At 66.8% G+C, this 24,738-nt stretch carries 19 protein-coding genes; 6 read left to right on the top strand and 13 right to left on the bottom strand.

The window, feature by feature from the left end; translation table 11 throughout:
• Positions 1-68: 68 nt before the first annotated feature.
• The 9 genes from C2862_RS08965 to C2862_RS08925 form a co-directional block, all read right to left on the bottom strand.
• A complete protein-coding gene (locus C2862_RS08965; protein WP_136219783.1) occupies positions 69-1,334 on the bottom strand; it encodes a glycosyltransferase in 1,266 nt (421 codons plus the stop codon).
• A 16-nt stretch (positions 1,335-1,350) separates the two neighbouring features.
• Positions 1,351-2,418 carry an SDR family oxidoreductase gene (locus tag C2862_RS08960; protein WP_136219782.1) on the bottom strand — a complete coding sequence of 356 codons (1,068 nt, stop codon included), beginning with the start codon at positions 2,416-2,418 and terminating at the stop codon, positions 1,351-1,353.
• 87 nt (positions 2,419-2,505) lie between these two features.
• The gene (locus C2862_RS08955) at positions 2,506-2,892 is read right to left on the bottom strand and encodes a VOC family protein (RefSeq protein ID WP_136219781.1); all 387 of its coding nucleotides are present in this window, start codon (positions 2,890-2,892) and stop codon (positions 2,506-2,508) included.
• Between the two features lie 27 nt (positions 2,893-2,919).
• Positions 2,920-3,456, bottom strand: coding sequence for a pyridoxamine 5'-phosphate oxidase family protein (locus tag C2862_RS08950; protein WP_136219780.1), 537 nt, complete (start codon positions 3,454-3,456; stop codon positions 2,920-2,922).
• A 116-nt stretch (positions 3,457-3,572) separates the two neighbouring features.
• Positions 3,573-3,977, bottom strand: a complete 405-nt coding sequence (locus tag C2862_RS08945) for a GFA family protein (protein ID WP_136219779.1) — start codon at positions 3,975-3,977, stop codon at positions 3,573-3,575.
• A gap of 71 nt (positions 3,978-4,048) precedes the next feature.
• Positions 4,049-4,507 (bottom strand): MarR family winged helix-turn-helix transcriptional regulator, encoded by a 459-nt coding sequence (locus C2862_RS08940; protein ID WP_136219778.1) that lies wholly within the window; start codon positions 4,505-4,507, stop codon positions 4,049-4,051.
• Complete coding sequence (locus C2862_RS08935) at positions 4,504-5,379, bottom strand: alpha/beta fold hydrolase (RefSeq protein ID WP_136219777.1); 876 nt, start codon at positions 5,377-5,379, stop codon at positions 4,504-4,506. Before C2862_RS08935 ends, C2862_RS08940 begins: the two co-directional genes overlap by 4 nt.
• Before the next feature lie 256 nt (positions 5,380-5,635).
• On the bottom strand, positions 5,636-6,103 hold the full coding sequence (locus C2862_RS08930) for a DUF1854 domain-containing protein (RefSeq protein ID WP_136219776.1): 468 nt from the start codon (positions 6,101-6,103) through the stop codon (positions 5,636-5,638).
• A 4-nt stretch (positions 6,104-6,107) separates the two neighbouring features.
• Positions 6,108-8,393: an ABC transporter ATP-binding protein gene (locus tag C2862_RS08925; RefSeq protein ID WP_136219775.1), complete on the bottom strand. Its 2,286-nt coding sequence runs from the start codon at positions 8,391-8,393 to the stop codon at positions 6,108-6,110.
• A gap of 287 nt (positions 8,394-8,680) precedes the next feature.
• Between C2862_RS08925 and cphA (C2862_RS08920) the strand changes: the two genes are divergently transcribed.
• The 3 genes from cphA (C2862_RS08920) to C2862_RS08910 all read left to right on the top strand — a co-directional run bounded on the left by cphA (C2862_RS08920) (position 8,681) and on the right by C2862_RS08910 (position 14,258).
• Positions 8,681-10,852 carry a cyanophycin synthetase gene (cphA, locus tag C2862_RS08920; RefSeq protein ID WP_136219774.1) on the top strand — a complete coding sequence of 724 codons (2,172 nt, stop codon included), beginning with the start codon at positions 8,681-8,683 and terminating at the stop codon, positions 10,850-10,852.
• A gap of 85 nt (positions 10,853-10,937) precedes the next feature.
• The gene (cphA, locus tag C2862_RS08915) at positions 10,938-13,520 is read left to right on the top strand and encodes a cyanophycin synthetase (protein WP_136219773.1); all 2,583 of its coding nucleotides are present in this window, start codon (positions 10,938-10,940) and stop codon (positions 13,518-13,520) included.
• Between the two features lie 114 nt (positions 13,521-13,634).
• A complete protein-coding gene (locus tag C2862_RS08910) occupies positions 13,635-14,258 on the top strand; it encodes a LysE family translocator (protein ID WP_136219772.1) in 624 nt (207 codons plus the stop codon).
• Positions 14,259-14,268: 10 nt separating this feature from the next.
• On the opposite strand, the gene C2862_RS25490 is transcribed toward C2862_RS08910, so the two are convergent.
• From C2862_RS25490 to C2862_RS08895, 3 genes are all read right to left on the bottom strand, one after another.
• Positions 14,269-14,898: a PEP-CTERM sorting domain-containing protein gene (locus C2862_RS25490; RefSeq protein ID WP_210735933.1), complete on the bottom strand. Its 630-nt coding sequence runs from the start codon at positions 14,896-14,898 to the stop codon at positions 14,269-14,271.
• A 148-nt stretch (positions 14,899-15,046) separates the two neighbouring features.
• On the bottom strand, positions 15,047-19,171 hold the full coding sequence (locus C2862_RS08900) for a CheR family methyltransferase (protein ID WP_210735932.1): 4,125 nt from the start codon (positions 19,169-19,171) through the stop codon (positions 15,047-15,049).
• Positions 19,172-19,270: 99 nt separating this feature from the next.
• Positions 19,271-21,301 carry an ATP-binding protein gene (locus C2862_RS08895; protein WP_136219770.1) on the bottom strand — a complete coding sequence of 677 codons (2,031 nt, stop codon included), beginning with the start codon at positions 21,299-21,301 and terminating at the stop codon, positions 19,271-19,273.
• A 266-nt stretch (positions 21,302-21,567) separates the two neighbouring features.
• Here C2862_RS08895 and C2862_RS08890 point away from each other — a divergent pair, with 266 nt between their 5' ends.
• Both C2862_RS08890 and C2862_RS08885 read left to right on the top strand, forming a co-directional pair.
• The gene (locus C2862_RS08890) at positions 21,568-23,307 is read left to right on the top strand and encodes a histidine kinase famiy protein (RefSeq protein WP_136219769.1); all 1,740 of its coding nucleotides are present in this window, start codon (positions 21,568-21,570) and stop codon (positions 23,305-23,307) included.
• Between the two features lie 2 nt (positions 23,308-23,309).
• The gene (locus C2862_RS08885) at positions 23,310-23,690 is read left to right on the top strand and encodes a response regulator (protein ID WP_136219768.1); all 381 of its coding nucleotides are present in this window, start codon (positions 23,310-23,312) and stop codon (positions 23,688-23,690) included.
• 11 nt (positions 23,691-23,701) lie between these two features.
• Here the strand turns inward: C2862_RS08885 and C2862_RS08880 are convergent, their stop codons facing one another.
• A complete protein-coding gene (locus C2862_RS08880; protein ID WP_136219767.1) occupies positions 23,702-24,082 on the bottom strand; it encodes a hypothetical protein in 381 nt (126 codons plus the stop codon).
• Between the two features lie 165 nt (positions 24,083-24,247).
• Here C2862_RS08880 and C2862_RS08875 point away from each other — a divergent pair, with 165 nt between their 5' ends.
• A complete protein-coding gene (locus C2862_RS08875) occupies positions 24,248-24,700 on the top strand; it encodes a response regulator (protein ID WP_229467356.1) in 453 nt (150 codons plus the stop codon).
• Positions 24,701-24,738 lie beyond the last annotated feature (38 nt).

The raw sequence follows: 24,738 nt of genomic DNA, 5'->3' as shown, positions 1-24,738 counted from the left end.
ACCGTGCCCAGGGAACATTGACGGTGCGTTGACACACCAAAGCGCCGCCTGCGGCGATCGACACGGGCTTAGCGCGCCAGTGCCTCGAGCGCGTCCAGTACGTCCCCGATCCCGGCATCGTGGCTGAAGTTGGCTGCTACCGCCCGGCAACGCCCGCGCAGGCCATCGTCGTCCAGCAAGGCCTCCAACCCGGCGACCAGCCTGCGCGTATTCAGGCGCGTGGCGGGCAGCGACAGGCCCACGCCCAATGCCTCGACCCGCGCCCCGTTGTCGAACTGGTCGTGCGCGAGCGGCACCACCAGCTGCGGCGTGCCCGCGTGCAGCGCCTCGGCCGTGGTGCCGATGCCGCCGTGGTGCACCAGCAGCGCGATCTGCGGCAGCAAGGCGCGCAGGGGCACGTAGTCCTGCCACAGCACGTGGTGCGGCAGCTCGGCGGGCAGCTGGTCGCGGTGCGGCGTGAGGAAGACGGCGCGTTCGCCCAGCAGGCGCGTGGCCTCGATGGCGTGGGCGAAGTAGGCACGCGCCTGGCGGTTGCCGGTGCCGGGCGTGAACACGAGCGGGCGTCCGCCCTGCCCGAGGAAATGCTGCAATTCGCCGGACAGGGCGGCGTCCGGCTGCGGGTCGAACAGGGGAAAGCCGCTGCGCACCAGCGGACGCGGCCAGTCCGGTTGCGTCGGCGCGAACCAGTCGGGAAAGAGCGCGATCGACAGGTCGGCGATAGCGGTGATGCTGTCGATGAGCGTGTTGACAGGCGCCAGGCCGGCCGAGGCGCGCGCCGCGTTCACGCCGGGCAGCGCGACCGGATCGATGAAGCGCTTGGCCGCCGCCCGCCACAGGCGCCGGCGCACACCAATCGGGACCCAGCACGGCACGCGCCAGGGACCGAGCATCAGCGGGTCGTGGACGGTCGGCAGATTCGACGGCGCCAGGAAGACGGCGGCGATGCGCAGGCCCGGACGCGCGGCGCGGCACAGGTCCGCTTCCGGCAAGGCCAGCGGATGCACCAACATGGTGCATTTTTCGTCTGGCGGCAGCGCGGCCATGAAGGCGGGAACGGCGGCCATTGCCGGACGCGTGGCTTCCCAGACGACGCCAAAGCCGCGCGTCGGGTGCCACAGGTCGGGATGGTCGAGCACGGCCGGGTCGGCCGGCAAGCCGTGGAAGGGCAAGCCGGCCTCGCGCACGAAAGCTTCGTGCTGGACCGGGCCGAGAAAGCTCATCCGGTGTCCGGCCTCGCGCAGCGCCAGCGCGATGCGCAGGAAGGGAAACAGGTCGCCTGCCGAGCCGATCGTCACCAGGACAATATGGCGCGGCTGCTTGGCCTTCCCGTCCATGCCAGTCCTGACTTGCTCAGGGAATCAGGCGCTCGGCACGCAGCCGTTCGAACAAATCGAAGAAGGAGGCGTCGGTGGCCTGGTAGGCCGTGAAGCCCAGGCGACGGCTGTTGGCCATGTCGGTCATGACTTCCAGCGGACGGCCGAGATCCAGATCGGTGTGCCAGGCCGATGCCAGGCGATCCAGGTCGGGCTCGGCGAGATTGTGGCGGGTCGCGATCTCGCGCCACAGCGGCGCATCCTGCGCCATCGCCGCTTCCAGGGGCTGGATCCGGCCGCTGTAGCCGGCTGCCTCGACGCCGAACCAGTCCGCCAGCTTCGGCCACAGCCAGCTCCAGCGGAACACGTCGCCGTTGACGATATTGAAGGCTTCGTTCTTGGCCGCGTCGGTATCGGCGGCCCAGACCAGTTGTTTGGCCAGCATGCGCGCGTCGGTGACGTCGGACAGGCCTTTCCACTGCGCCTCCGAACCCGGGAACTGGAAGGGACGCCCGGTCTCCTTGCAGATGGTGGCGTACACGGCCAGCGTGGTGCCGAGGTTCATCGCGTTGCCGACCGCGAGGCCGATGATGGTGTGTGGACGGTGCACGCTCCAGGTGAAGCGGTCGCGCGCGGCCGCGGCATAGACTTCGTCTTCCTGGGCATAGTAGAAATTATCCAGCGGCAGGCGCGGCTGGCTTTCGCGCAGCGGCGTGTCGGGCAGCGTGCCCGAGCTGGCATAGGCCTCGAAGGGGCCGAGATAATGCTTCAGGCCGGTGACGAGCGCCACGTGGCGCACGCTCTTCTGCGGCGACAGCGCGTCGAGCAGGTTGCGCACCAGCGCGGCGTTGACGCGGATGTTTTCCTGCTCGGTATCCTGGCGCATCCAGGTGGTGATGAAGACGTGGGTCGGCTCCACCCCTGCCAGTGCGGCCTGCAATCCGCTTGCATCCAGCAAGTCGGCGGCGACGTGGCGCACGCCCGGCAAATCCTGGGGCGCGCGGCGCGACAAACCGACCACTTCCCAGCCGTTCGCCAGCAATTCGCGCGCGACGTGATTGCCGCCGATACCCGTGATCCCTACTACCAAAGCCTTACGTTGCATGTGCTGCTCCTGCGTTTTTCAGTGAGGCCCATTCTAACGGCAGGCTGACAATGGCGTGCGCGGCAATGAAAAACGGGGGGAGCCGGCTCAGCCAGGCCGTCGCGCATAGCTTTTGGTGAGGATCTCCCAGCGATGATTGTCCGGCTCGTCCCAATAGATGTTGCGTCCGCCGTGCGCAGTGCCGACCTGGCCGTCGTTGCGGCCGCGCACGTCGCCGCGCCAGCCGATGCCGGCGGCTTCCAGACGGTCGAGGATCGCGTCGAACTCGGCATCGCTGACGCGAAAACAGAAGTGCTCGACCGGGAAGTCCTCGTCGGTCGTGATGAAGTCGAGCGTCAGCCCGGGGTTGACGTAGACGGCGGAGAAAATGCCGAGCGCCGTCTCGTCCCAGGGCACGTCGAACAGGGAGGCCAGCAGCCGGGCCGACGCCACCCGGTCGCGTGCCGACACGATTACATGGTCGAGCTCGATCATTCCTCCCTCCCCCACGCTTGCGATGCCTTATGGCGTCAGCGTCCCTTCGATCGAATCGTCGAGGGTCTTGCCGATCGCCGCGCCGACCAGCATCTTGGCGCCGGCAACCGCCTGCCCGTGCTTGTTGTCCCAGTAGTAGCCGCTTTTCGGCACCACCTGGATGACGGAAATGCGCGGGTCATCCTCGCCCTCGGTGAACCAGGTCTTCAGGGTGAAGTCCCACAACTCCTTGATCTTGGCCCGGTCTTGCGACACCGTCGCGATGCCGTCGAGCTCCATGAAACCGGCATGGGTGCTGCGCTGGAAATACAGTTTGACTTGCGGGTTCGTGAGCAGTTCGGCGTCCTTGTGGCTGTCGATGGCGCTCAGGAACCACAGGTGGCCGGCCTCGTCGGCCTGCAGCACGCTCATCGGGCGCACGCCGCCGTCCGCACCCGTGCCGTTGGCGGTACAGAAGAAACAGGTCTTGGCTTCCTTGGCCGTTTCGCGAATGCGCTTGCGCGCTTCTTCGCCGCTCAGGTCGCGGCGGTTGAGTTCGGGCTGATTGCGGTTGATCGAATCCATGTCGGCTTCCTCGGTGGTTGGCAATGGAACGACATTACGGGTCTGCTGTGTACGCGTCTGTGAACGGCTTCACGCTGTTTGCCGCAAGAGAGGAAAAAACGCGGGACAAAACGAGTTCATCCGTATCCCTCCGACCGGGTGCGCGGATAGGCCGGCAAGCCGTCCGCCATGCGCATCCAGCTCAGCCGCTCGCCGGCGAAAGTATGGTCCTGCGGCGCCGCCGCTTCCGGATCGTCGAGGCTTGCCGTGGCGATGTCGATCTCGTCGGGCTGGCGGTCGTCCTGGTAGGTGAGCGTCGTGCCGCAGGTGGCGCAAAAGCCGCGCAGCACGTGCTCGCTGGAGCGGAAGGTGGCGGGATTGCCCTTGGTAAAACGCAGGGCGTTCATGTGCGCGCTGAACCAGGCCACGGCCGGCGCCCCGGCGATGCGCCGGCAATCGCTGCAGTGACACAAGGTGTTGTGGAAGATCTCGCCGTCGACGACATAGCGCACCGCGCCGCAATAACAGCCACCAAGCAACATACTCGCCTCCGCTGATGTTGGACTGGAATCAGCATAAAGTAGCCCGCGCCGCGCTTCAAGCGCAGCGCGAACTAGGAATCGTCCGGTTCGCTCAAGACGGCGGCCGAGTGCTCGAGCCAGCGCGCGACGATCTGCAATTCTTCCGTGCTGAAGCCCCGGCACAGCCTGGCGTTGAGTTGCGCCAGCACCGCCTTCGCCTGCAGGCTGGCCGCCATCCCGTCCGCGCTCAGGCGCAAGCGCGTCATGCGGGCGTCAAGCGGATCGGCGACGCGCTCGACCAGCCGCGCCGCCTCCATCCGCTTCGACAGATTCGTCACGGCGGCCGGCGCCACCTCCAGTGCCGCGGCGATCTCGCCGATCGATGCCGCATCCGACGCGGACGGGCGTCCGGCCAGCAGGAACAGCAGGCCGGCCTGGGCGGCGCTGGCCCCTTCCCAGGCGGCGGGCCGGCCTTCGATCCAGCGCATCATCGCACGCTGGGCGCGGTTGACGAGGAAGACGAAGCGCGGCGCGCGTTTCACCGCGCTCATACGCGCTCCCGCTCAGCGGCCCGGGCCAGCAGCCACTCGTCGACCGCGGGCCAGAGCGCCGGCCCGCAGCGCTTGCGGAAAAAGCCCATGTGGCCAATGCCTCCCAGGCCCAGCCCGCGCGGATCGAATTGGCGCCGCTCGACCGGCGCGCCGCTTACCGGCTCGAGAAGGATGTCCATCGCGTGCGGATTGGCCCAAGGATCGTCATCGAAGCCAAGCGCCAGCAAGGGCATGCGCACTGCCGCGGCGCGCCGCACGGCGTCCAGCGCCGGATCGTTGTAGAAGTAGCGCGGCAGCGTGGCCCAGCGGCTCCACTGCAGCATCACCCCACTCGGCAGGTCCTCGCCCAGGCCGATACGCCGGCCGGGCATGTAGCCGTTGAGGGCGCACAGCAGCGGCCCGAGCACGCGCATCACGAACCAGACCCTGGCCTGCTCCGCCCGGCCGCGGATGGTACGTGTGATGCCGGCATGCGAGGCGACCAGCACGCCCGCGCGCACCGGGTGACCGTCGCCGGACAGCACCAGCGCGTGGCCGCCGACGCTGTGGCCGACGGCCAGCAACGGCAGACCCGGAAAGCGTTCGGCGGCCCAGCGCGTGACGGCGGGGACGTCTTCCAGCATCCAGTCGGCCATGGTGAGCGTTTCGCCGCGCAGGCTGCGCCCGCGCGAGGCGCCGGTGCCGCGGTAGTCGTAGGTCAGCGCCGTGAGGCCGATGCCGGCCAGGTGGCGGGCGAAGTGTTCGTAGAAGGCTTGCGTGACGGCGGTGGCGGGATGGATCAGGACCAGGGCTTTTGGTGCGGACGCGTTGAACAGGGTCGCGGCAAGCGTGGCGCCATTGGCGGTCGGGATCGCGTGGGATTCGGGAGTCATCGCGGCACGGGAGATAGTTAACGTGTTAACGACATTAACACCGAAGCAGTGCGATGGCTCAAAAACGCTCGGATTTTAGAGGCGGTGCTCGAGGTGAGGGATTCGTAGGGTGGGCATTTATGCCCACGCGGTGCAGAGTTTATGCAGTCGAAATGTGGATTCGAACCGCGAACGTGCGTACTGCGTGGGCATGAATGCCCACCCTACGGTGCGCCGAGCTTAGTGGTCGGGATCAGCGTCGCGTACATTCGAACGATTACAGGAACCGATCGAGGATCTTCCTGCTGTGCTTATCGATCCTGAACATATCCCGCACCAGGAAGTTGATCCCGTGGTTATCCGCGATCAGGAGCGAGGCCTCACCCACGCGGCGGATGTCCTCGTCGACCTTCAGCACGAATTGCGTCTCGCCGCGGTCGGTCTTGACGAACCAGGTGCAGGGCGTGGCGAAGCTCGACACGTCCGTGATGTGCAGGATCTCGGGAATGAATTCGCGGCCTTCGAGTTCTTCGGTGACCAGCGAACGGACCTGCTCCGAGGCGTTGGCCAGGTCGTCGATCCAGGCGACTTCCTTGCCGCCGTCGCGCACCAGCGAGATGCCGCGCGTCGGGGCCTGGATCGGGAAGGCGCGCACGGGGACGACGCCGACGACGTCGACGCCATCGTCTCCCGTGAACACGAGTTTGCCGAACGCATCGCGGCGCAGTTGAATGTCAGTGCTCATAAAATCAATCGTCCTTGTCCGCGTCGTCCATGTCCTGGTCCACGTTGCGCGCCTGCGCTTCGTAGAGGCGGTGGTAGGCGCCCTCGCGCGCCATCAGCTCGTCGTGGCTGCCCTCTTCCACCACCACGCCGCGGTCCAGCACGACCAGGCGGTCGGCGCGGTGCAACGTGGACAGGCGGTGCGCGATCGCGATCGTGGTGCGGCCCTGCACCAGGTTGTCGAGCGCCTTCTGGATTTCCTTTTCGGTTTCCGAGTCCACCGAGGACGTCGCTTCATCCAGGATCAGGATCGGCGGGTCGATCAACAGAGCGCGCGCGATCGAGATGCGCTGGCGCTCGCCACCTGACAGGCCCTGGCCGCGTTCGCCGACCATCGAGTCGTAGCCCTGCGGCAGGCGCAGGATGAATTCGTGGGCATGGGCGGCGCGGGCGGCCGCGATGATCTCTTCGCGCGTCGCATCCGGCTTGCCGTAGGCGATGTTCTCGGCGATCGTGCCGAAGAACAGGAAAGGCTCCTGCAGCACCAGGCCGATGTTGCGGCGGTAGTCTGCGACAGCAAACGAGCGGATGTCGACGCCGTCGAGCAGGATCGCGCCTTCGGCCACGTCGTAGAAGCGGCAGATCAGGTTGACCAGGGTCGACTTGCCCGATCCGCTGTGGCCGACCAGGCCGACCATCTCGCCGGCCTTGATGTTCAGCGAAATGCCGCGGTTGACGGCGCGGTTACCGTAGCGGAAACCGACTTCGCGCAGTTCGATATTGCCTTCGACCTTTTGCACCTTCGCCGGGTTGACCGGGTCCGGCACGCTCGAGACGTGGTCGAGGATGTCGAAGATGCGCTTGGCCGCCGAGGCCGATTTCTGCGTGACCGAGACGATGCGGCTCATGGAATCGAGCTTCACGTAGAAGCGGCCGCTGTAGGCGATGAAGGCGGTCAGCGTGCCGACCGTGATGTCGCCCTGCGACACTTGCCAGATGCCGAAGATCCAGATCACCAGCAGGCCCAGTTCGGTCAGCAGCGAGACGGTGGGCGAGAACAGCGACCATACCCGGTTCAGCTTGTCGTTGACGGCCAGGTTGTGCTTGTTGGCCTCGCGGAAGCGCAACGCCTCGCGCTTTTCCTGGGCAAAGGCTTTCACGACGCGGATGCCGGGAATGGTATCGGCCAGCACGTTGGTGACCTCGCCCCAGACCCGGTCGATCTTCTCGAAGCCGGTGCGCAGCCTGTCGCGCACGACGTGGATCATCCAGGCGATGAAAGGCAGCGGTACCAGGGTCACCAGCGCCAGCCACGGGTTCATGCTGAACAGGATCACGCCGGTCATGATGATCAACAACACGTCCGACAGGAAGTCGAGCAGGTGCAGCGACAGGAAGACGCTGATCCGGTCCGAACCGCTGCCGATGCGGCTCATCAGGTCGCCGGTGCGCTTGCCGCCGAAATATTCCAGCGACAGGCGCAGCAGGTGTTCATAGGTGGTCGAGCGCAGGTCGGCGCTGATGCGCTCGGACGCGAGGGCCAGCACATAGGTCTTGCCCCAGCCCAGCGCCCAGGCCAGCATCGATGCGCCGAACAGGCCGCCCATGTACAAGTAGATGAGCGTCACGTCGATGGTCTGGCCATTCTGATAAGGAATCAGCACGTTGTCCATCAGCGGCTTGGTGAGGTAAGGCGGAATCATGTGTGCCGCCGTCGACCCCAGCATCAGCAGAAAACCCATCAGCAGCTGGATCTTGTACGGCTTGGCGAAACGCCACAGGCGAAACAGGGTCCAGGTGGACGGCGGCGTATGCACGACCTTGGCGCAGATCGGGCACTCTTCCTGGTTCGGTTCGAGCGGCGCCTTGCAGCTCGGGCAAGTGTGCTGTTCCGGCGGGACGACGGGCAGGCCCGTTTCCACGCTCTTGATCTGGTCGGCAAAGGCATCGGCGACGCGGATCGCGTGCAGGTTCTGGCCCAGGGTGAAGCGCCAGGAAGCCAGCAAACCCTGCTGGTCCACCAGTTCCAGATGGCCGACGCCGGCATGATCGTGGTGGCGCAGGACCAGGCCGGGGCGGAAACCCCAGTCGCGCCAGGCCGTGTCGCCCGGCGCGCGCGACAGCAGGCGGCGGCTTGTCACCACCAACAGACCCTTGGTGAAACGTAATTTCGAATCGAGGTCAACCTCCACGCCGGTTAGAACGTTTTCCCCTGGTGCAAGCTGTTTCCGGACGTCACTGTCCCAGCCGTCAGGCAGGAAGCCGGCGGTAGCCGCCAGCGATGTCGGAATAGCAAGTTGTTGAGTTGTCATTAAGTTGCCGCCCTGTGACAGGCATGTTCTGAATAGAGGGGTAACGCGGTGACCGGCTCGGCGGTTTACATGGATCAGAGGAAAAAGTCCCCTGCGGACCGAGCGCTCCGATGCCAGCCAGTATGCCATTTGGCATAAATTGGGCCGGCACTGTAAGCTTCGGGCCGGCAAAAGTATACAACATGTGCGCTGCATAACCGTATTTGGGTGCGGTAGCGCACAGGCAGGCAAACATAGGCAACGCCATCATGGTGCACGAGCGGACCTTGGCGGCAAGACATCACTACATGACAAAGAAGAAAGATATCAAGTTTCTCCGTGTGACTCACCTGCGGGGCCCGAACGTCTGGACCTACCGTCCGGTCATCGAGGCCTGGATCGATATTGGTGAGCTGGAAGACTTTCCTTCGAATAAACTGCCCGGTTTCAATGAGCGCCTGACTGCCTGGCTGCCCGGCCTGATCGAGCACCGCTGCGGCGTCGGCGAGCGCGGCGGCTTCCTCGAGCGCCTCGACAGCGGTACCTGGGCTGGCCACATCCTCGAACACGTCGTGCTCGAGTTGCAGAACATGGCCGGCATGAAGACCGGATTCGGCAAGACCCGTTCGACCGGCGACCATGGCATCTACAAGATGGCCTTCCGCACGCGCGACGCCGTCGTCGGCCGCGCCGCCCTGGAAGCCGGGCACCGCCTCTTGATGGCTGCCGTCAATGACGAGAGTTTCGACATGGCCGGCACCGTCGCATCGCTGACCGAGCTGGTCGACCGCTACTGCCTGGGCCCCTCGACCGCGAACATCGTCGATGCCGCAACCGAGCGCCGCATCCCCTCGATCCGCCTGACCGAAGGCAACCTGGTGCAGCTCGGCCACGGCGCCGCCCAGCGCCGAATCTGGACCGCCGAGACCGACCGCACCAGCGCCATCGGCGAATCGATCGCCAGCGACAAGGACCTGACCAAGACCCTGCTCGCCTCCTGCGGCGTGCCGGTGCCGGAAGGCGCCCTGGTACGCAGCGCCGACGCGGCCTGGGACGAAGCCCAGGACATCGGCCTGCCGGTCGTGGTCAAACCCGTCGACGGCAACCACGGCCGCGGCGTGACGCTGAACCTGATGACCGAATCCGACGTGCGCGCCGCCTACGACATCGCCTCCGAAGCGGGCGACAGCAGCGCAGTGCTGGTCGAGCGTTTCATTCCCGGCAACGAGCACCGCCTGCTGGTGGTCGGCCGCCAGGTCGTGGCGGCCGCACGCGGCGAAGCGCTGTGGGTAACGGGCGACGGCACGTCGACCGTCATTCAACTCTGCGACACCCAGATCAACACCGATCCGCGCCGCGGCGAGAGCGAAGAATTCCCGCTCGGCCGCGTCAACCCGCACGACAACGAAATCCTGCTCGACCTGAAGCGCCAGGGCCTCATGCCCGAGTCGGTTCCGCAGCTTGGGCAGAAAGTGCTGATCCAGCCGAACGGCAACGTCGCCGACGACGTCACGAACCTGATGCATCCGGAAGTGGCGCACATGGCGGCCCTGGCGGCGCGCATCGTGGGCCTGGACATCGCCGGCATCGACCTGGTGTGCGAAGACATCTCGCGTCCGCTGCACGAGCAGCGCGGCGCGATCATCGAAGTCAATTCCAGCCCGGGCCTGCTGGCCCACATCAAGCCGGCCTCGGGCGAGCCGCGCAACGTCGGCAAGGCCATCGTGGACCACTTGTTTGGTGAAAAGGAGAACGGCCGCATCCCGCTGGTCGGCGTCACCGGCACGCTCGGCACCAGCCTGATCACCCGCCTGCTCGGCTGCCTGCTGCACGCGGCCGGCAGGCACGCGGGCGTGGCCAACGGCGAGGGCCTGTACCTCGACGGCCGCCAGGTGCAAAAAGGCGACTGCACCGGCTTCGCGCTTGGTGAACGCCTGCTCATCAACCGGAATATCGAAGCGGCCGTGTTCGAATCGAACGCGCGCAGCATCCTGGCCGAGGGCCTGCCCTACGACCGCTGCACGGTGGGCGTGGTGACCGACATGGGCCCCCTTTCCGACGTGGCCGAGTTCCACATCCGCGACGAGGAAGCGCTGGCCAACGTGGTGCGCAGCCAGGTCGACGTGATCCTCTCGAGCGGCGCGGCCGTGCTGAACGCCGCCGATCCGGAGGTAGTGAAGCTGGCCGAGCTGTCGGACGGACGCGTGATCTTTTACGGAATGGACGAGTCCAATCCGGTGATGGCCCAGCATCGTGCAGCCGGCGAGCGCATCGTCTTCGCGCGCAACAACCACATCATGCTGGCCGAGGGCGGCAAGGAAACCCCGCTGCTCGACCTCGGCAAGATCAAGCCGGCCACGGTCAAGCATCCGGCCAGCGTGCTGGCCGCGGTGGCCGCCGCCTGGGCGCTGGACCTGCCGCACGACCTGATCTGCGGCGGCCTGCGCGCTTTCGACGCAACGAAGAAATCAGCCTATTGAACAGCAGTACCCGGTTCGCCGGAGTCCAAGGGAGCCCGCCGCCCAAGCATGGCGGGCCAATCCCCACTTAAAGGAATGAAGGTTTATGGAAGTATCTCGCGTACGGGCCTTGCGCGGCCCTAACCTCTGGAGCCACCACACCTCGGTCGAGGCGATCGTCGCCTGCACCCCGGAGGAAGAATCGATCGCCGCCCTGCCCGGCTTCGAGACGCGCCTGCGCTCGCGCTTTCCCCAGCTCGGCCAGCTGCAGCCTTTCGGCCACGAAGAAGACGTACTCGATCCGGTGCCGATGGCCGAAGTGCTGGAAATCGTCGCCCTCGCCCTGCAGGCCGAAGCCGGCTGCCCGGTCACCTTCAGCCGCACTACCGCCACCGTCGAAACGGGCATCTACCAGGTCGTGGTCGAATACACCGAAGAAGACGTCGGCCGCCTGGCGTTGACCCTGGCGCAGCAGCTGATCGAAGCCGCGCGCAATGATGCGCCCTTCGACCTGCAGGCTGCGCTGACCCAGCTGCGCGACCTCGACGAGGACGTGCGCCTTGGCCCTTCGACCGGCTCGATCGTGCAGGCCGCCGTCGAGCGCAACATCCCCTTCCGCCGCCTGACCGAAGGCAGCCTCGTGATGTTCGGCTGGGGCAGCAAGCAGCGCCGCATCCAGGCCGCCGAGATCGACGCCACCGGCGCGATCGCCGAAACCATCGCCCAGGACAAGGAACTGACCAAGAAGCTGCTGGACGCCGCCGGCGTGCCGGTGCCGCTCGGCCGTACCGTGAGCGACCCCGAGGACGCCTGGGCCGCAGCCCAGGAAATCGGCCTGCCGGTCGTGATCAAGCCGAAGGACGGCAACCAGGGCAAGGGCGTGACGGTCAACATCACGACCAAGGAGCAAATCACCGCCGGCTTCCACTCGGCGTCCGAATTCCGCGACGACATCCTGGTCGAGCGCTACCTGCCGGGCCACGACTACCGCCTGCTGGTCATCGGCGATAAGTTGGTCGCCGCCGCGCGCCGCGAGCCGCCGATCGTGGTCGGCGACGGCGTGCACACGGTGCGCCAGCTGGTCGACCAGGTGAACCTCGATCCGCGCCGCGGCAATGGTCACTCGACCTCGCTGACCAAGATCCGTTTCGACGACATCGCCCTCGGCAGCCTGGCGAAACAGGGCATGAATGCCGAGTCCGTCCCTGACAAGGGCCAGCGCGTCGTCCTGCGCAACAACGCGAATCTCTCCACCGGCGGCACCGCCACCGACGTGACCGACGACGTCCATCCGGAAGTCGCGGCGCGCGCGATCGCCGCCGCGCACATGGTCGGCCTGGACATCTGCGGCGTCGACCTGGTCTGCGATTCGGTCCTGAAACCGATCGAAGAGCAGCACGGCGGCATCGTCGAAGTCAATGCCGCGCCGGGCCTGCGCATGCACCTGTCTCCTTCCTTCGGCAAGGGCCGCGACGTCGGCGAAGCCATCATCGACACCCTGTTCAAGGAAGGCGACGACGGCCGCATTCCCGTGATCGCCGTCACCGGCACCAACGGCAAGACCACCACCGTGCGCCTGATCGCACACCTGATGACCGCTTCCGGCCTGCGTACCGGCATGACCAACACCGACGGCGTCTACATCGAAGGCCGCCGCATCGACAGCGGCGACTGCAGCGGCCCGCGCAGCGCGCGCAACGTGCTGCTGCACCCGGACGTCGATGCGGCCGTGTTCGAGACCGCGCGCGGCGGCCTGCTGCGCGAAGGCCTGGCCTTCGACCGCTGCGAAGTGGCGGTGGTGACGAATATCGGCGCCGGCGACCACCTCGGCCTGAACTACATCACCACGCTGGAAGACCTGGCGGTCCTGAAGCGCGTCATCGTCCAGAACGTGCGCGACGGCGGCATGGCCGTGCTGAACGCGGCCGACCCGGTGGTGGCCGAGATGGCCGAACACACCAAGGGCGAGGTCACCTTCTTCGCCCAGGACGGCAGCCATCCGCTGATGGCCATGCACCGCGCCCAGGGCAAGCGCGTCGTCTACGTCGACAAGGGCTTCCTGGTCTGCGCCCAGGGTAAGAACGAAACCCGCATCGACCTCGCCGAGGTGCCGATCACCCGCGGTGGCGTGATCGGCTTCCAGGTCGAGAACGTGATGGCCTCCGTGGCCGCGGCCTGGGCCGTGAACATGGACTGGGACAAGGTTCGCCTGGGCCTCAAGACTTTTGTCGGCGAAAGCGACAACGCGCCAGGCCGCTTCAACGTCTTCGATTACAAAGGTGCGACCCTGATCGCCGACTACGGCCACAACCCGGACGCGATCGCGGCCCTGGTGTCGGCGGTCGAGAACATGCCGGCCAAGCGCCGTCACGTCGTGATCAGCGGCGCCGGCGACCGCCGCGACCAGGACATCACCCAGCAGACGCAGATCCTGGGCAGCGCCTTCGACGAGGTGCTGCTGTACCAGGACCAGTGCCAGCGCGGCCGCGCCGACGGCGAAGTCGTGCGCCTGCTGCGCGAGGGCCTGAACGGCGCCACGCGCACCGGCCACATCGAAGAGATCAACGGCGAGTTCGTCGCCATCGACCGTGCCTTGGAACGCGTGGCCGAGGGCGATTTGTGCCTGATCCTGATCGACCAGGTCGACGAGGCGCTGGCGCATATCGCCAAGCGGGTTGCTGAAGCGTAGGGTGGACGGCTCTGCCGTCCACGCGGTGATGGTTGACGGCTCCGCTATCGTGCCGGATGATCTTGCCGCTAACTATCACCGCGTGGACGGGGAACCCGTCCACCCTACTAACATATGCTCGCACCCGAACAATTCCTCGGCTTCCTGCTCGCCGCCATCCTGCTCACCGCCTCCCCCGGTCCCGACAACCTGATGGTCCTGGGCCTGGGCATGTCCAAGGGCCGCAAGCAAGGCATGGTCTTTGGCCTCGGCTGCGCCCTCGGCTGCCTGAGCCACACCTTCCTGGCCGTGATCGGCGTGAGCGCCATCATTGCCGCCTCGCCTGCCGCCTTTACGGCATTGCGCATCGGCGGCGGCCTGTACCTGGTGTGGCTGGGGATCGGGGCGCTGCGCAGCACCGGCGGGCAGGCGGCGAGGAAGGACGGCGCGCCGCAGTCGCTGCGCAGCCTGTTCATGAAGGGATTGCTGGCGAACGCCATCAACCCCAAGGTGGTGCTGTTCTTCCTGTCGCTGCTGCCGCAGTTCGTGATCGCGGCGAACGGCAACGTGCCGGGCCAGATGCTGGCGCTGGGCGTGACCTTCACGCTTCAGGCAGCGGTCCTGTTCGGATTGCTGGGTTATTTTGCCGGCGCCATCGGCGCCTGGCTGGAACGCAAACCCGGCGCCGGCAAATGGCTCGACCGCCTGGCCGGCACCGTCTTCATCGCGCTGGGCGCGAAGCTGATCGCTTCTCGCTGATCTGCGCTGATCATCCGCGGCGGCGCCGCGCCGTCCCCATCCCTGCCAGCCCCAGGCCCAGCATCGCCAGCGTGGCCGGTTCGGGCACCGGTGCCGGGTCATAGCTGATGTCGAGCGAGGCGGAAAAGAACTCGAGCGGGTCGCCCGGAACGAAATCCTGCAGGTACAGGGTCCAGCTGCCGTACAGGTCCATGCCGTCGAAGAGGGACAGCATCTCGGCCGGACGGAACAGGCCCGACTCGATGTTCGGGCCGGCGGCGCGTGCCGCCTCGTCGTCGAACACCACGAACTCGCGCCCGGCGCCCACGCGGCCGACCGAATAGGTCTCGAAAGGCGCGACCAGGGTCACCTGCTGCCCACTTGGTGCGATCAGCACGATCGTGAATTCGTCGTTGAACGGAATGCCGGCGCCGCGGCAGGCCACGCCGTTCGGGCCGATTGGCGGGTCGTCGCATTTCGAGAATTCGACGGCGATATTCACGTCGCGGATCGTGCCGCGCTCGGTCACGTTCAGCGCGCGCGTGACTTCCCTGCCGTCGACGTTGGCATAGCTGTTGTTGGTGGCGACGACCGTGGCCGATGCGCTGGCGCAGGTAACGATGGCAAACAGGAAGGCGGCAAACTGACGGGCGTGGCGCATGGGTTCTCCTTATGGTTGGCGTGTACATAAAAGCAATTTTTGCGCCAACCAGGGAAACCGTAGCCTTATCAGGCGCTTAGCGCCACAGCTCCGTATTCCCATCTCGCAATTGTAAGATCCGCCGACATGCAGTTGACATAAATTGCGTTCAGGAAGCGTCCGGCGCAGCGCGCCGCGGCAGCAGGTCGTGCACGATCGCGTTCAGGCGGTCGAAGGACACCGGCTTGCCGAGGTGGGCCGAGAAGCCGGCGGCGCGCGCCTTGGAGACGTCGCGCCGCATGCCGCTGATCGCGATCGCCGGCAACGCGGCCAGCTTCGGATTGGCGCGAACGCGGGCCAGGAACTCGTAGCCATCGATTTCGGGCATCGAAATGTCAGAAATCAGGAGGTCGATCTCCTCGCGTTCGAGGATCGCGAGTCCGGCACGCGCGCTGGTGGCCTCGAACACGGTCGCCCCGCTCACCTCGAGCAGCGACTTGAAGACCATCAGCATCTCTTCCATGTCGTCGACCACCAGAATCCGCAGGCCGGCCAGCGAATCGCCGGCCTCGCTTTCAGCGCCGTGGACGGGTGCGCCATGGCGGTCGAGCGGCGGCAGCCAGAAGCTGAAGCGCGCACCCTTGCCGATACCTTCCGAGAAGGCTTCGACCCGTCCGCCGTGCAGCGCGACGATCTCGCGCACCAGCGCCAGCCCGATACCCAGCCCTCCTTTCGAACGCGTCGTCACCGACACGCCCTGGCCGTACATGTCGAACACGTGCGGCAGGAAGTCGGGGGCGATGCCCTGGCCGCTGTCGATCACGTCGACCCGCACGCCACCTTCCTCGCGGCCGAGGCGCACCTCGATATGGCCGCCGCTTGGTGTGAACTTGACCGCATTGCTCAGCAGGTTCATGACCACCTGCTCGATGCGCACCAGGTCGGCCAGCACGTAGACGCCCTCGGCCTCGTCGATCACGTCGATCCGGATGTCGCCCGTGGCCGGGTCGGCACGCTGGACGTCGGCGATGTTCTGCAGGACCGCGCCCAGGGCCACCGGGGCCATCGCCAGCGACAGTTTGCCGGTGCGTACGCGCGACATGTCCATCAGGTCGTCGATGATCTTCGCCTGGCTCAGCACCGCATTGCGGATGATGGTGGCCGCGCGCATGAAGGGCAGCGACTTGCGGATCTCGGGCATGCGGGCCAGCAGCTCGACGTTTATGTTGATCATGTTCAGCGGATGGCGCAGCTCGTGCGACATCACCGACAGGAACTCGTCTTTCAGGGCCAGCGTATTGGCCGTCTCGGAACGCGTCACCGCTTCCCGGTCGCGCGAGGCCTGTTCGCGTTCCAGGCCCTGGCGCTCGCGCCGGGTGGCGTCGCGCGCGATCTTCGCGTAGCCGTGGAAAACGCCGTTGCGCAGCGGCGTCGTCACGCCGCTGCAGAAGAAGCGGCTGCCGTCCTTGCGCAGGTGCCAGCGCTCGTCCTCGGCGCGGCCGTCGGTTCGCGCGCGGCGCAACTCTTCGGCGGGCACGCCGGCGGCGACGTCCTCGGGCACGAACACGCGCTCGATCGGCTGGCCCTGCATCTCCTCGGGGCGGAAACCGAACAGGTGCTGCGCGCCCTTGTTCCAGCTGGTGACGCGCCCCTCCTCGTCGAGCGTGATGATCGCGTAGTCGTCGGCGCTCTCGGCCACCATGCGCATGCGCTCCTCGCTGGCGCGCACCTGGTCCTCGGCCTGGCGCCGCGCCGTGATGTCGAAGAAGGTCATCACCGCGCCCTCGATGCGGTCTTCGTTGGTGCGGTAGGGCAGCAGGCGCACGATGTAGCAGCGGCCGTCGTTGCTGCGCACCTCGCGCTCGACCAGGCGCAGGGTCTCGAAGGTGGCGTTCGCGTCCTCGGCCAGCTGGTCGTAGTCGAGGCGGTGGGTCAGGTCGAGCAACGAACGGCCGATGTCGGAGGCGATGATCGAGAACAGGTCGGCCGCGCGCGGCGTGAAGCGTTTGATGCGCAGGCCGCTGTCGACGAAGATGGTGGCGATGTCGGTCGAGGCGATCAGGTTGTTCAGGTCGTCGTTGGCCTTGCCGGTTTCCTCGACCTTCACCTTCAGCTCGTAGTTGACGGTGACGAGTTCCTCGTTCACCGACTGCAGCTCTTCCTTGCTGGTTTCGAGCTCCTCGGTGGCCGAGCGCAACTCCTCGTTGATGGCCTGCAGTTCCTCGTTCGAGGCGCGCAGTTCCTCGGTCGAGATCTCGGCATTCTCGATCGTTTCCTGCAGCTGCTCGCGCTTGCGCTGCAGTTCGGCTTCCAGCTGCGACAGCACCACGTCCTGGCTGCCGTTCTGCAGCAAGGGCGCCGCGCGGTCGGGCGCCTGCTCGACGCGGTTGAACAGCACCAGCAGGAAGTCGGTCTCGGCGTCCTCGTCGCGGAAGGGGCTGATCGTCATGGCGATCGTGCCCAGTTCCTTCTTCTCGGGCAGCTGGATCGGACGGCATTCGACCCGGCTTCCGTTCTGCGTCGCCTGGTACAGCGCCGAGCGCAGTTCCAGGCGCAGTTCCGGCAGCACCAGGGTCAGCAGGCTGCGCGAGGGCTCGCCGCCCGCCATGCGCAGGAAGGCACCGGCCTGCTCCGACATGTGCACGATATTGCCTTCGTGGTCGACCACGGCCGACGGCGGCGCGAGCTGGGCCAGTGCGCGTTGGTGCAGCGCGGCGTACGAGTACTGGCGCTTGCCCGGCACCTTGGCCCGGACCGCCTCTGCCAGGCGCGGATTGGCCGCCGCCGCATGCGCCGGCTGGTACTGCATCGAGCGCATGCCGCCGCGGGCGCGGTAGATACGGTTCTTCTTGTCGACCGGGATGAAGTAGTCGGCCACCGATTCGGCCGATTCGGATGAGCCGAGGAACAGGTAGCCGCCGGGTTTCAGCGCGAAGTGAAAGGTCTGCAGCACGCGCACCTGCACGTCGCGGTTCAGGTAGATCAGCAGGTTGCGGCAGGAGATCAGGTCGAGTCGCGAGAACGGCGGATCGCGCAGCAGGTTGTGCGAGGCGAACAGGATATGGTCGCGCAAGGTCTTGCGGATCCGGTAGCGGCTGTCTTCCTTGGTGAAATACTGGCGCAGGCGGGTCGGCGTGACGTCGGTGATGATCGCGGCCGGGAAGCTGCCGCCACGCGCGCTGGTGATCGCGCGCTCGTCGATGTCCGAGGCGAACACCTGGAAGCCCGGCGGACGCTCCGACTGCGCGGCCTGGTCCGCCAGCAGCATCGCCATCGAATACGCCTCTTCGCCGGTGGCGCAGGCCGCCACCCAGGCCCGTACCTCGTCGGTCGGGCCCTTGTCCTTGAACAGTTCGGGGATGATGTCGCGTTCGAGCGACTCGAAGGCTTCGCGGTCGCGGAAGAAGTTGGTCACGCCGATCAGCATGTCGCCCAGCAGCGCCTTGTGCTCGGCCGCGTCGGTCTCGAGCAGGGCCCGGTATTCTGGCAGCGTGCGCACGCCGCGCACCTGCAGGCGCCGTTCGATCCGGCGCAGCACGGTGGCGCGCTTGTAGTGGCGGAAGTCGTGGCCGGTATGGCTCAGCAGCAGGCCGATGATGCCCTGCAGCGCGCTCTCCGCCTCGGCCGTATCGGCCGGATCGACCGTGCGCGCGACCGGCGCCTCGCCGTCGCCCGCCGGCGGCAATTCGATGGCGCGCGCGTTGTCCCACAGCTCGATCAGCTTTTGCGGCATCTCGGTCACGGGCAGCACGAAATCGACCGCGCCGGTGAGGATGGCCGCCGCCGGCATGCCTTCGTGCTCGGCGTCCTCGGGGGACTGCACGAGGGTCACGCCGCCCTGCTCCTTGACCCGCGCCAGGCCCACCGCGCCGTCCGCGCCGGTACCCGACAGCACGATCGCCACCGCGCGTTCGCGGTGGGTTTCGGCCAGGGTACGGAAGAACATGTCGATCGCGACGTGGCGCCCGCGCGGCCGGTCGAGTTCATCGACCAGCAGCAGGCCGTCCATCATCGACATCTGCTGGTTCGGCGCGATCACGTACACGTGCCCGGGCTCGATCGTCACGCGCGAAGTGACCTGGATCACGGGCATGCGCGTGGCGCGCTGCAGGATCGCATCGGCCGAACTCGGATGCTTGGGCGAGAGGTGCAGGATGACGACGAAGGCCATGCCGTGCGAGGCCGGCATGTTCTCGAACAGGTGCAACAGGGCGAGCAGGCCGCCGGCCGACGCGCCAATACCGATTACGGGGAAATCGAGGTTGCTGCGGACCGTGCCCGGGGACTTGGGCATGCTGGGTGCGTCGGCGGATTCGTACATGTTTTTAAAGCGAGAAAAGGAACTGCGAGGGTAGTCGATTCGCTATGTATTCTGGCTAAACTGTGAAAGTTTTCATACGTTTCCGGGAAGATCGGAAACGTTCCCGTAGGCGAGCTGGCCCCGTACTTCCTCCGGTACCGCAGGCTTGAGCAGGTGCGCATCGAAGCCGGCTTCGCGCGAGCGGCGCCGGTCTTCCTGCGCGCCCCAGCCGGTGAGGGCGACCAGGCGCAGGCCTTGCAGTCCGGGCAGCGCACGGATCGCGCGCGCCGCGCCATACCCGTCCAGGCGCGGCATGCCGATGTCGAGGAAGGCAGTCTCGGGCCGGAAGGCCTCGGCCATGTGCACCGCTTCCGCGCCGTCATGCGCCACCTGCACCAGGTGGCCGTCCAGGCGCAGCAGCGCACTCAGGGTATCGGCGGCGTCGACGTTGTCGTCGGCCACCAGCACGCGCTGCGCACGCCCCGGCCGTGCCTGCACGGACGGGGGCAGCGCCGGCGCCTGCCCTGCACGCGCGCTGCCCAGCGGTAGGCGCACGGTAAAGGTGCTGCCCTGGTTGATGCCGTCACTGGCCGCACTCACGCTGCCGCCGTGCAGCTGCACCAGGTGCCGCACCAGCGCAAGGCCGATGCCCAGGCCGCCGCGCGCGCGGTCGATGCTGCGCGAGACCTGGGTGAACATCTCGAACACGTCCGGCAGCGACTCGGCGGCGATGCCGATGCCGGTGTCGCTCACGGCGATGACGGCCTCCTCTCCCTCGCGCCGCGCCGCCACCGTGATGCGTCCGCCCTGCGGCGTGTACTTGGCCGCATTCGAGAGCAGGTTGCCGAGCACCTGGCTCAGGCGCACGGCATCGCCCTCGACCGGCAAGGGTTCGCGCGGCAGGTCGACCTCGAACGCATGGCCGCCGGCCTCGATCAGCGGCAGGCTGGTCTCGACCGCGCTGGCGACGACCGCCTGCACGTCGAGCGGCTCGACCTTCAGCACCACCTTGCCGCTGGAAACACGCGCGATGTCGAGCAGGTCGTTGATCAGGTGGACCATGTGCCCGACCTGGCGCTCCATCATCGCGCGCACATTCGCCTGCAACTCGGGCTTCGTGGTCCCCAGGCGCAAGAGCTCGAGGCCGTTGCGGATCGGCGCCAGTGGGTTGCGCAGCTCGTGCGCCAGCGTGGCCAGGAATTCCGACTTGCGGCGATCGGCCTCGCGCAGCGCCTCGGCCCCTCGCACCCGCTCGATGTGGGCCCAGCAGCGCTCGACCACGGCCTCGACCAGCGCCACCTCGTCCTCGCTCCAGGCGCGCGGCTCGCGCTGGTGCACCGCCATCATCGCCACCAGGCGCCCATCCTTCACCAGCGGACAGCAGATGATGGCCTTGATGCCGATCGCGTTGAACATGTCGGCGCCGTCCGCGGCCGCCAGTTCGCGGTCGACGTCGCTCACCAGCAGCGTGCGGCCGACGCGCAGGTTCGAGGTCGCGCGCGAGCCGAACAGGTCGAGCGAATAGGTGCCGACGGTGCTCATCACGCCTTCGACACGCCAGTCGTAGCGGATCGTGAAGCGGTCGTTGTCGGGTTCCAGGTCGGCATACGCGACCCGGGTCACGCCCAGGTGCTCGCCCAGCAGGCGCGTCGCTTCGGCCATGATCGCCCTCGGATCGAGCGCGATGCGGGTCGCCTCGCCGATCTCGTCGAGCAAACGCAGGCGCTGCGTGACGCGGCGCCGCTCGGTGACGTCGACGCCGGTCGCGGCCAGGAACAGGATGCCGCCCTCCTCATCCCTGACCGGCGCGACCACGACCTCCGCATAGCGTTCGCTGCCGTCGGGCGCGCGGTAAGGCAGCACGCGGCGCACCGTTTCGCCGTTCGAGGCCGCCAGCATGGCCGCGCGCGCGGTCGCGACCAGCTCGTCCGAATGGTCCCACCAGCGGCATTCCCACAGCGGACGCCCGATCACGTCGGCACGCGCATAGCCGCCCAGTTCGAGCGAGACGCGGTTCATGTCGAGGATGCGGCCCTCCAGGTCGAGGATGGCCGCGAAGTGGGTGGCCTGGTCGAAGAAGGCGCGGAACCTGCCGTCGGCTTCCGGCACAGCGCCCCCGGTCATGCGGCCCTCCCGGCGTGCCGGGCGGCAGCATAGTGGATGGCTACAGGGGAACGGGCGGCGAAGACAGGCAGCTGGAGCATGGGCATTCGTTTCGAGTCTATAAAATGTGCGTCAGAAACAGATCGCGACCGGGAACGATACCATTTCCTGCCCGGGGGCTGCACGCAGGGGAACGATATGCAAATTGCATCTTGCTATAATCCGTGCCCGAGGCAGGCCATGGGTCCGAACTGGCGACCTCGAACCAAGACGATCACGGAGGACGCATGACCACTGGCAGTTCGAAAGACGAGCGCGAGCGCCTGCCCGGCGACCCCGAAGGCGGCGGCCAGAGCGTCGGCATCCCGGCCGCCGGCAAGCTCGAAGGCAGCAGCTATAACCCGCTGGGGGATCCCGGCGTGCGCCACTGGCAGGCGAGCCAGATTTCACGCCCCGGCCTCGACGAGCGCGGCAACATCTTCTTCGCCGCCATCGAGATGACGCGCATGCCGATGGTGCTGACCGATCCCAACCAGCCCGACAATCCGATCGTCTTCGTCAACCGCGCCTTCCTCGACCTGACCCAGTACCGCGAGGACGAGGTCCTGGGACGCAATTGCCGCTTCCTGCAGGGCGAACAGACCGACCAGAACACCGTCGCCGAGCTGCGCCATGCCGTACGCGAGCAGCGCGCCGTGGCCGTCGACATCCTCAACTACAAGGCCGACGGTCGCCCGTTCTGGAACGGCCTGTTCACCGGCCCAGTCTTCGATGCCGAAGGCAAGCTGCTGTACTGGTTCGCCTCGCAGATGGACATCACGCGGCGCCGCGTCTCCGAGCAGTCGTATTTGCAGGCGCAGAAGATGGAAGCGATCGGCCAGCTCACCGCCGGCCTCGCGCACGACTTCAACAACCTGTTGCAGGTCGTGGCCGGCAACCTGGAAGTGGCCACCTCCTCGATCGACGACCGCGAGGCGAGCCTGCAGGCGATCGCACGCGCGCAGCTGGCCGGCGACAAGGCCGGCAAGCTGACCCAGCAGCTGCTGAGCTTCGCGCGCAAGCAGCGGCTCGAGCCGAAGCGCCTGAACCTGAATGCCCTGGTCGTCGAATTCAGCGAGATGCTGGTGCGCACGCTGGGCGACAAGGTCGACCTGCACCTCGACCTGAAGCCCGGCCTGCCCTCCTGTACGCTCGACGCCACGCACATGGAAATGTCCCTGCTCAACGTGCTGATCAATGCGCGCGACGCCATGCCGCGTGGCGGCCGTGTGACGATCGCGACCTCGACCCTGGCCGACAGCGAACGCCTCGAGCGCCTGCAACTGCCGCCCGGGACCTACGTCGTGATCTGCGTCATCGACGAAGGCGAAGGCATGCCGCCCGAAGTGGCGGAACGCGCCACCGAACCCTTCTTCACGACCAAGGGGCCGGGCACCGGACTGGGACTGGCGATGGTGCACGGCTTCGTGCAGCAATCGCTGGGACGGCTCGAGATCGACAGCACCCCGCAGAAGGGCACGACGATCCGCATGATCTTCCCGCTGGCCCAGCAGTCCGGCATCGAGATGATGGGCGAGCGCAGCAAAGGCCAGGGCCTGAACTGGACGCCGGCCGCGATCCTCGGACGGCGCACCATCCTGGTGGTCGACGACAGCCACGACGTGCGCGAACTGGCCGAAACCCATTTGCGCGCGCTGGGCTACCGGGTGCTGGCCGCGCAGAGCGGCGAAGAGGCGCTGGAACTGGTCGAGCGCTATGGCGACATCGACCTGCTGTTCAGCGACATCATCATGCCGGGCGGGATGAACGGGATCCGGCTGGCCGAAATCATCCGCGAACGCCAGAGCACGGTGCCGGTCATCCTGGCGACCGGCTACATGAACGAATTGCCGCCGTCCACGGGCGCCACCTCGGGTTTCGCGGTGCTGTCCAAGCCCTATCGCCTCAGCGACCTGACCGAGCGTGTGCGCCTGGCGCTGGAGGTCTCGCCGCGCCAGGAAGCGGCGGGATTCCAGCACGAAGGATAAGCATGAAGAACATCCTCCTGGTCGAAGACGACCTCGCCGTCAGCTACGTGTTCCGGCGCTACCTCGACGCAGCGGGTTTTCGCGTCCTCATGGCCGACAACGGCCGCGACGCGCTGGCCCTGCATTCCTCACATGCGGTCGATGCCGTCATCACCGACTTCCGCATGCCGGGCATGAACGGCGACGACCTGCTGCTCGCCCTGCGCGCGCGCCAGCCCGGCCTGCCGGCCATGATGGTCTCGGCATTCGGCCACGAATTGAAGACCACCATTCCCGGCGTGCGCGTCCTGGCCAAGCCGGTCATGGGCGACCAGCTGGTGGCCGAACTGCACAACCTGCTGCTCGACGCTGCGACCGTCGCGCTCAACCGTCCTGCTGATTGATTCAGGCAGGTTCAGCTGCCGAAATAACGCAGCTCGAAATCGAGCACCCACTGCATCCGCGACGGCGACAGCGGCGCCGGCACGGATGCATCGCATTCGCCCAGCCATGCCTCGTTCACGGCTTCTCCTCCCGCCTCCCTGATACCGATCACGGCGCTTCCGGGCGCGGCCACGCGCAATTCCTGCACGAAGCTGAACTGCTTGCCGGCACGGGCCGCGCCGATGCTGGTCAGGATAATGTCGAAGCGCACGGTGTCGAGCGCCTTGAGCGTGGCACGTGGGCCGTCCGCCGTGACCGCGATATGCCCCAGCTTGCCGAACAGGCGGCGCAGGCTGGCGGCATCGGAAGCAGTTGGATACAGGACGAGAATCGTTTTGCGATGGTTGGGCATATGCTTGGGGTTACGCCTGTTTCGCAAAAATCAAGGGCAGCCAGCCGAATTATTTTGGCAGCGTTCCGCACGGCACGATTCGAACGGGCAATCGTTCGCGGTGCATTTCCACATTCCTGCATACTGCCCTCCATGGGGAACACCCGCATTTCCGAAGGAGCTGTCGTGTTTGGTACGTCGTCTGTCTACCGGCTGTCGTCGAACGCCGTCCCGCCCGGCGTGAAAGGCCGCGATGCGTCCGCGCAGGACGATTTCGCGGGCACGGCCGGCCTGGTGCGCAAGGTGCTGGTCGTGGACGACGAGGAAGACCTGGCCGACCTGGCCGAAGCGCTGCTGCGCAGCCGCGGGCTCGAGGTCGTGGTCGCCTACTCGGCGATGGACGCGCTGCGCCTCCTCGGCAGCGAGGGCGACATCGACGCCGTCTTCTCCGACATCATGATGCCGGGCATGAACGGCCTGCAGCTGGCCGACGCCGTCTCGGAGTTCTACCCGCGCGTCAAGATCGTGCTCACTTCCGGCTTCACGGTGCCGGAGATGATGCTGGACCGCGCGCGCAGCTACCTGTTCACGGCCAAGCCCTACCGGCTCGATACGATCATGCAGCTGCTGCGTAGCTGAGTTCCCTCCTTGCGGCACCGGCATGACCGGTCCGACAT

The sequence above is a fragment of the Massilia sp. Mn16-1_5 genome (assembly GCF_004798585.1).
Lineage (GTDB): Bacteria > Pseudomonadota > Gammaproteobacteria > Burkholderiales > Burkholderiaceae_D > Telluria.
This window is presented reverse-complemented; position numbering and strand designations above follow the sequence as displayed.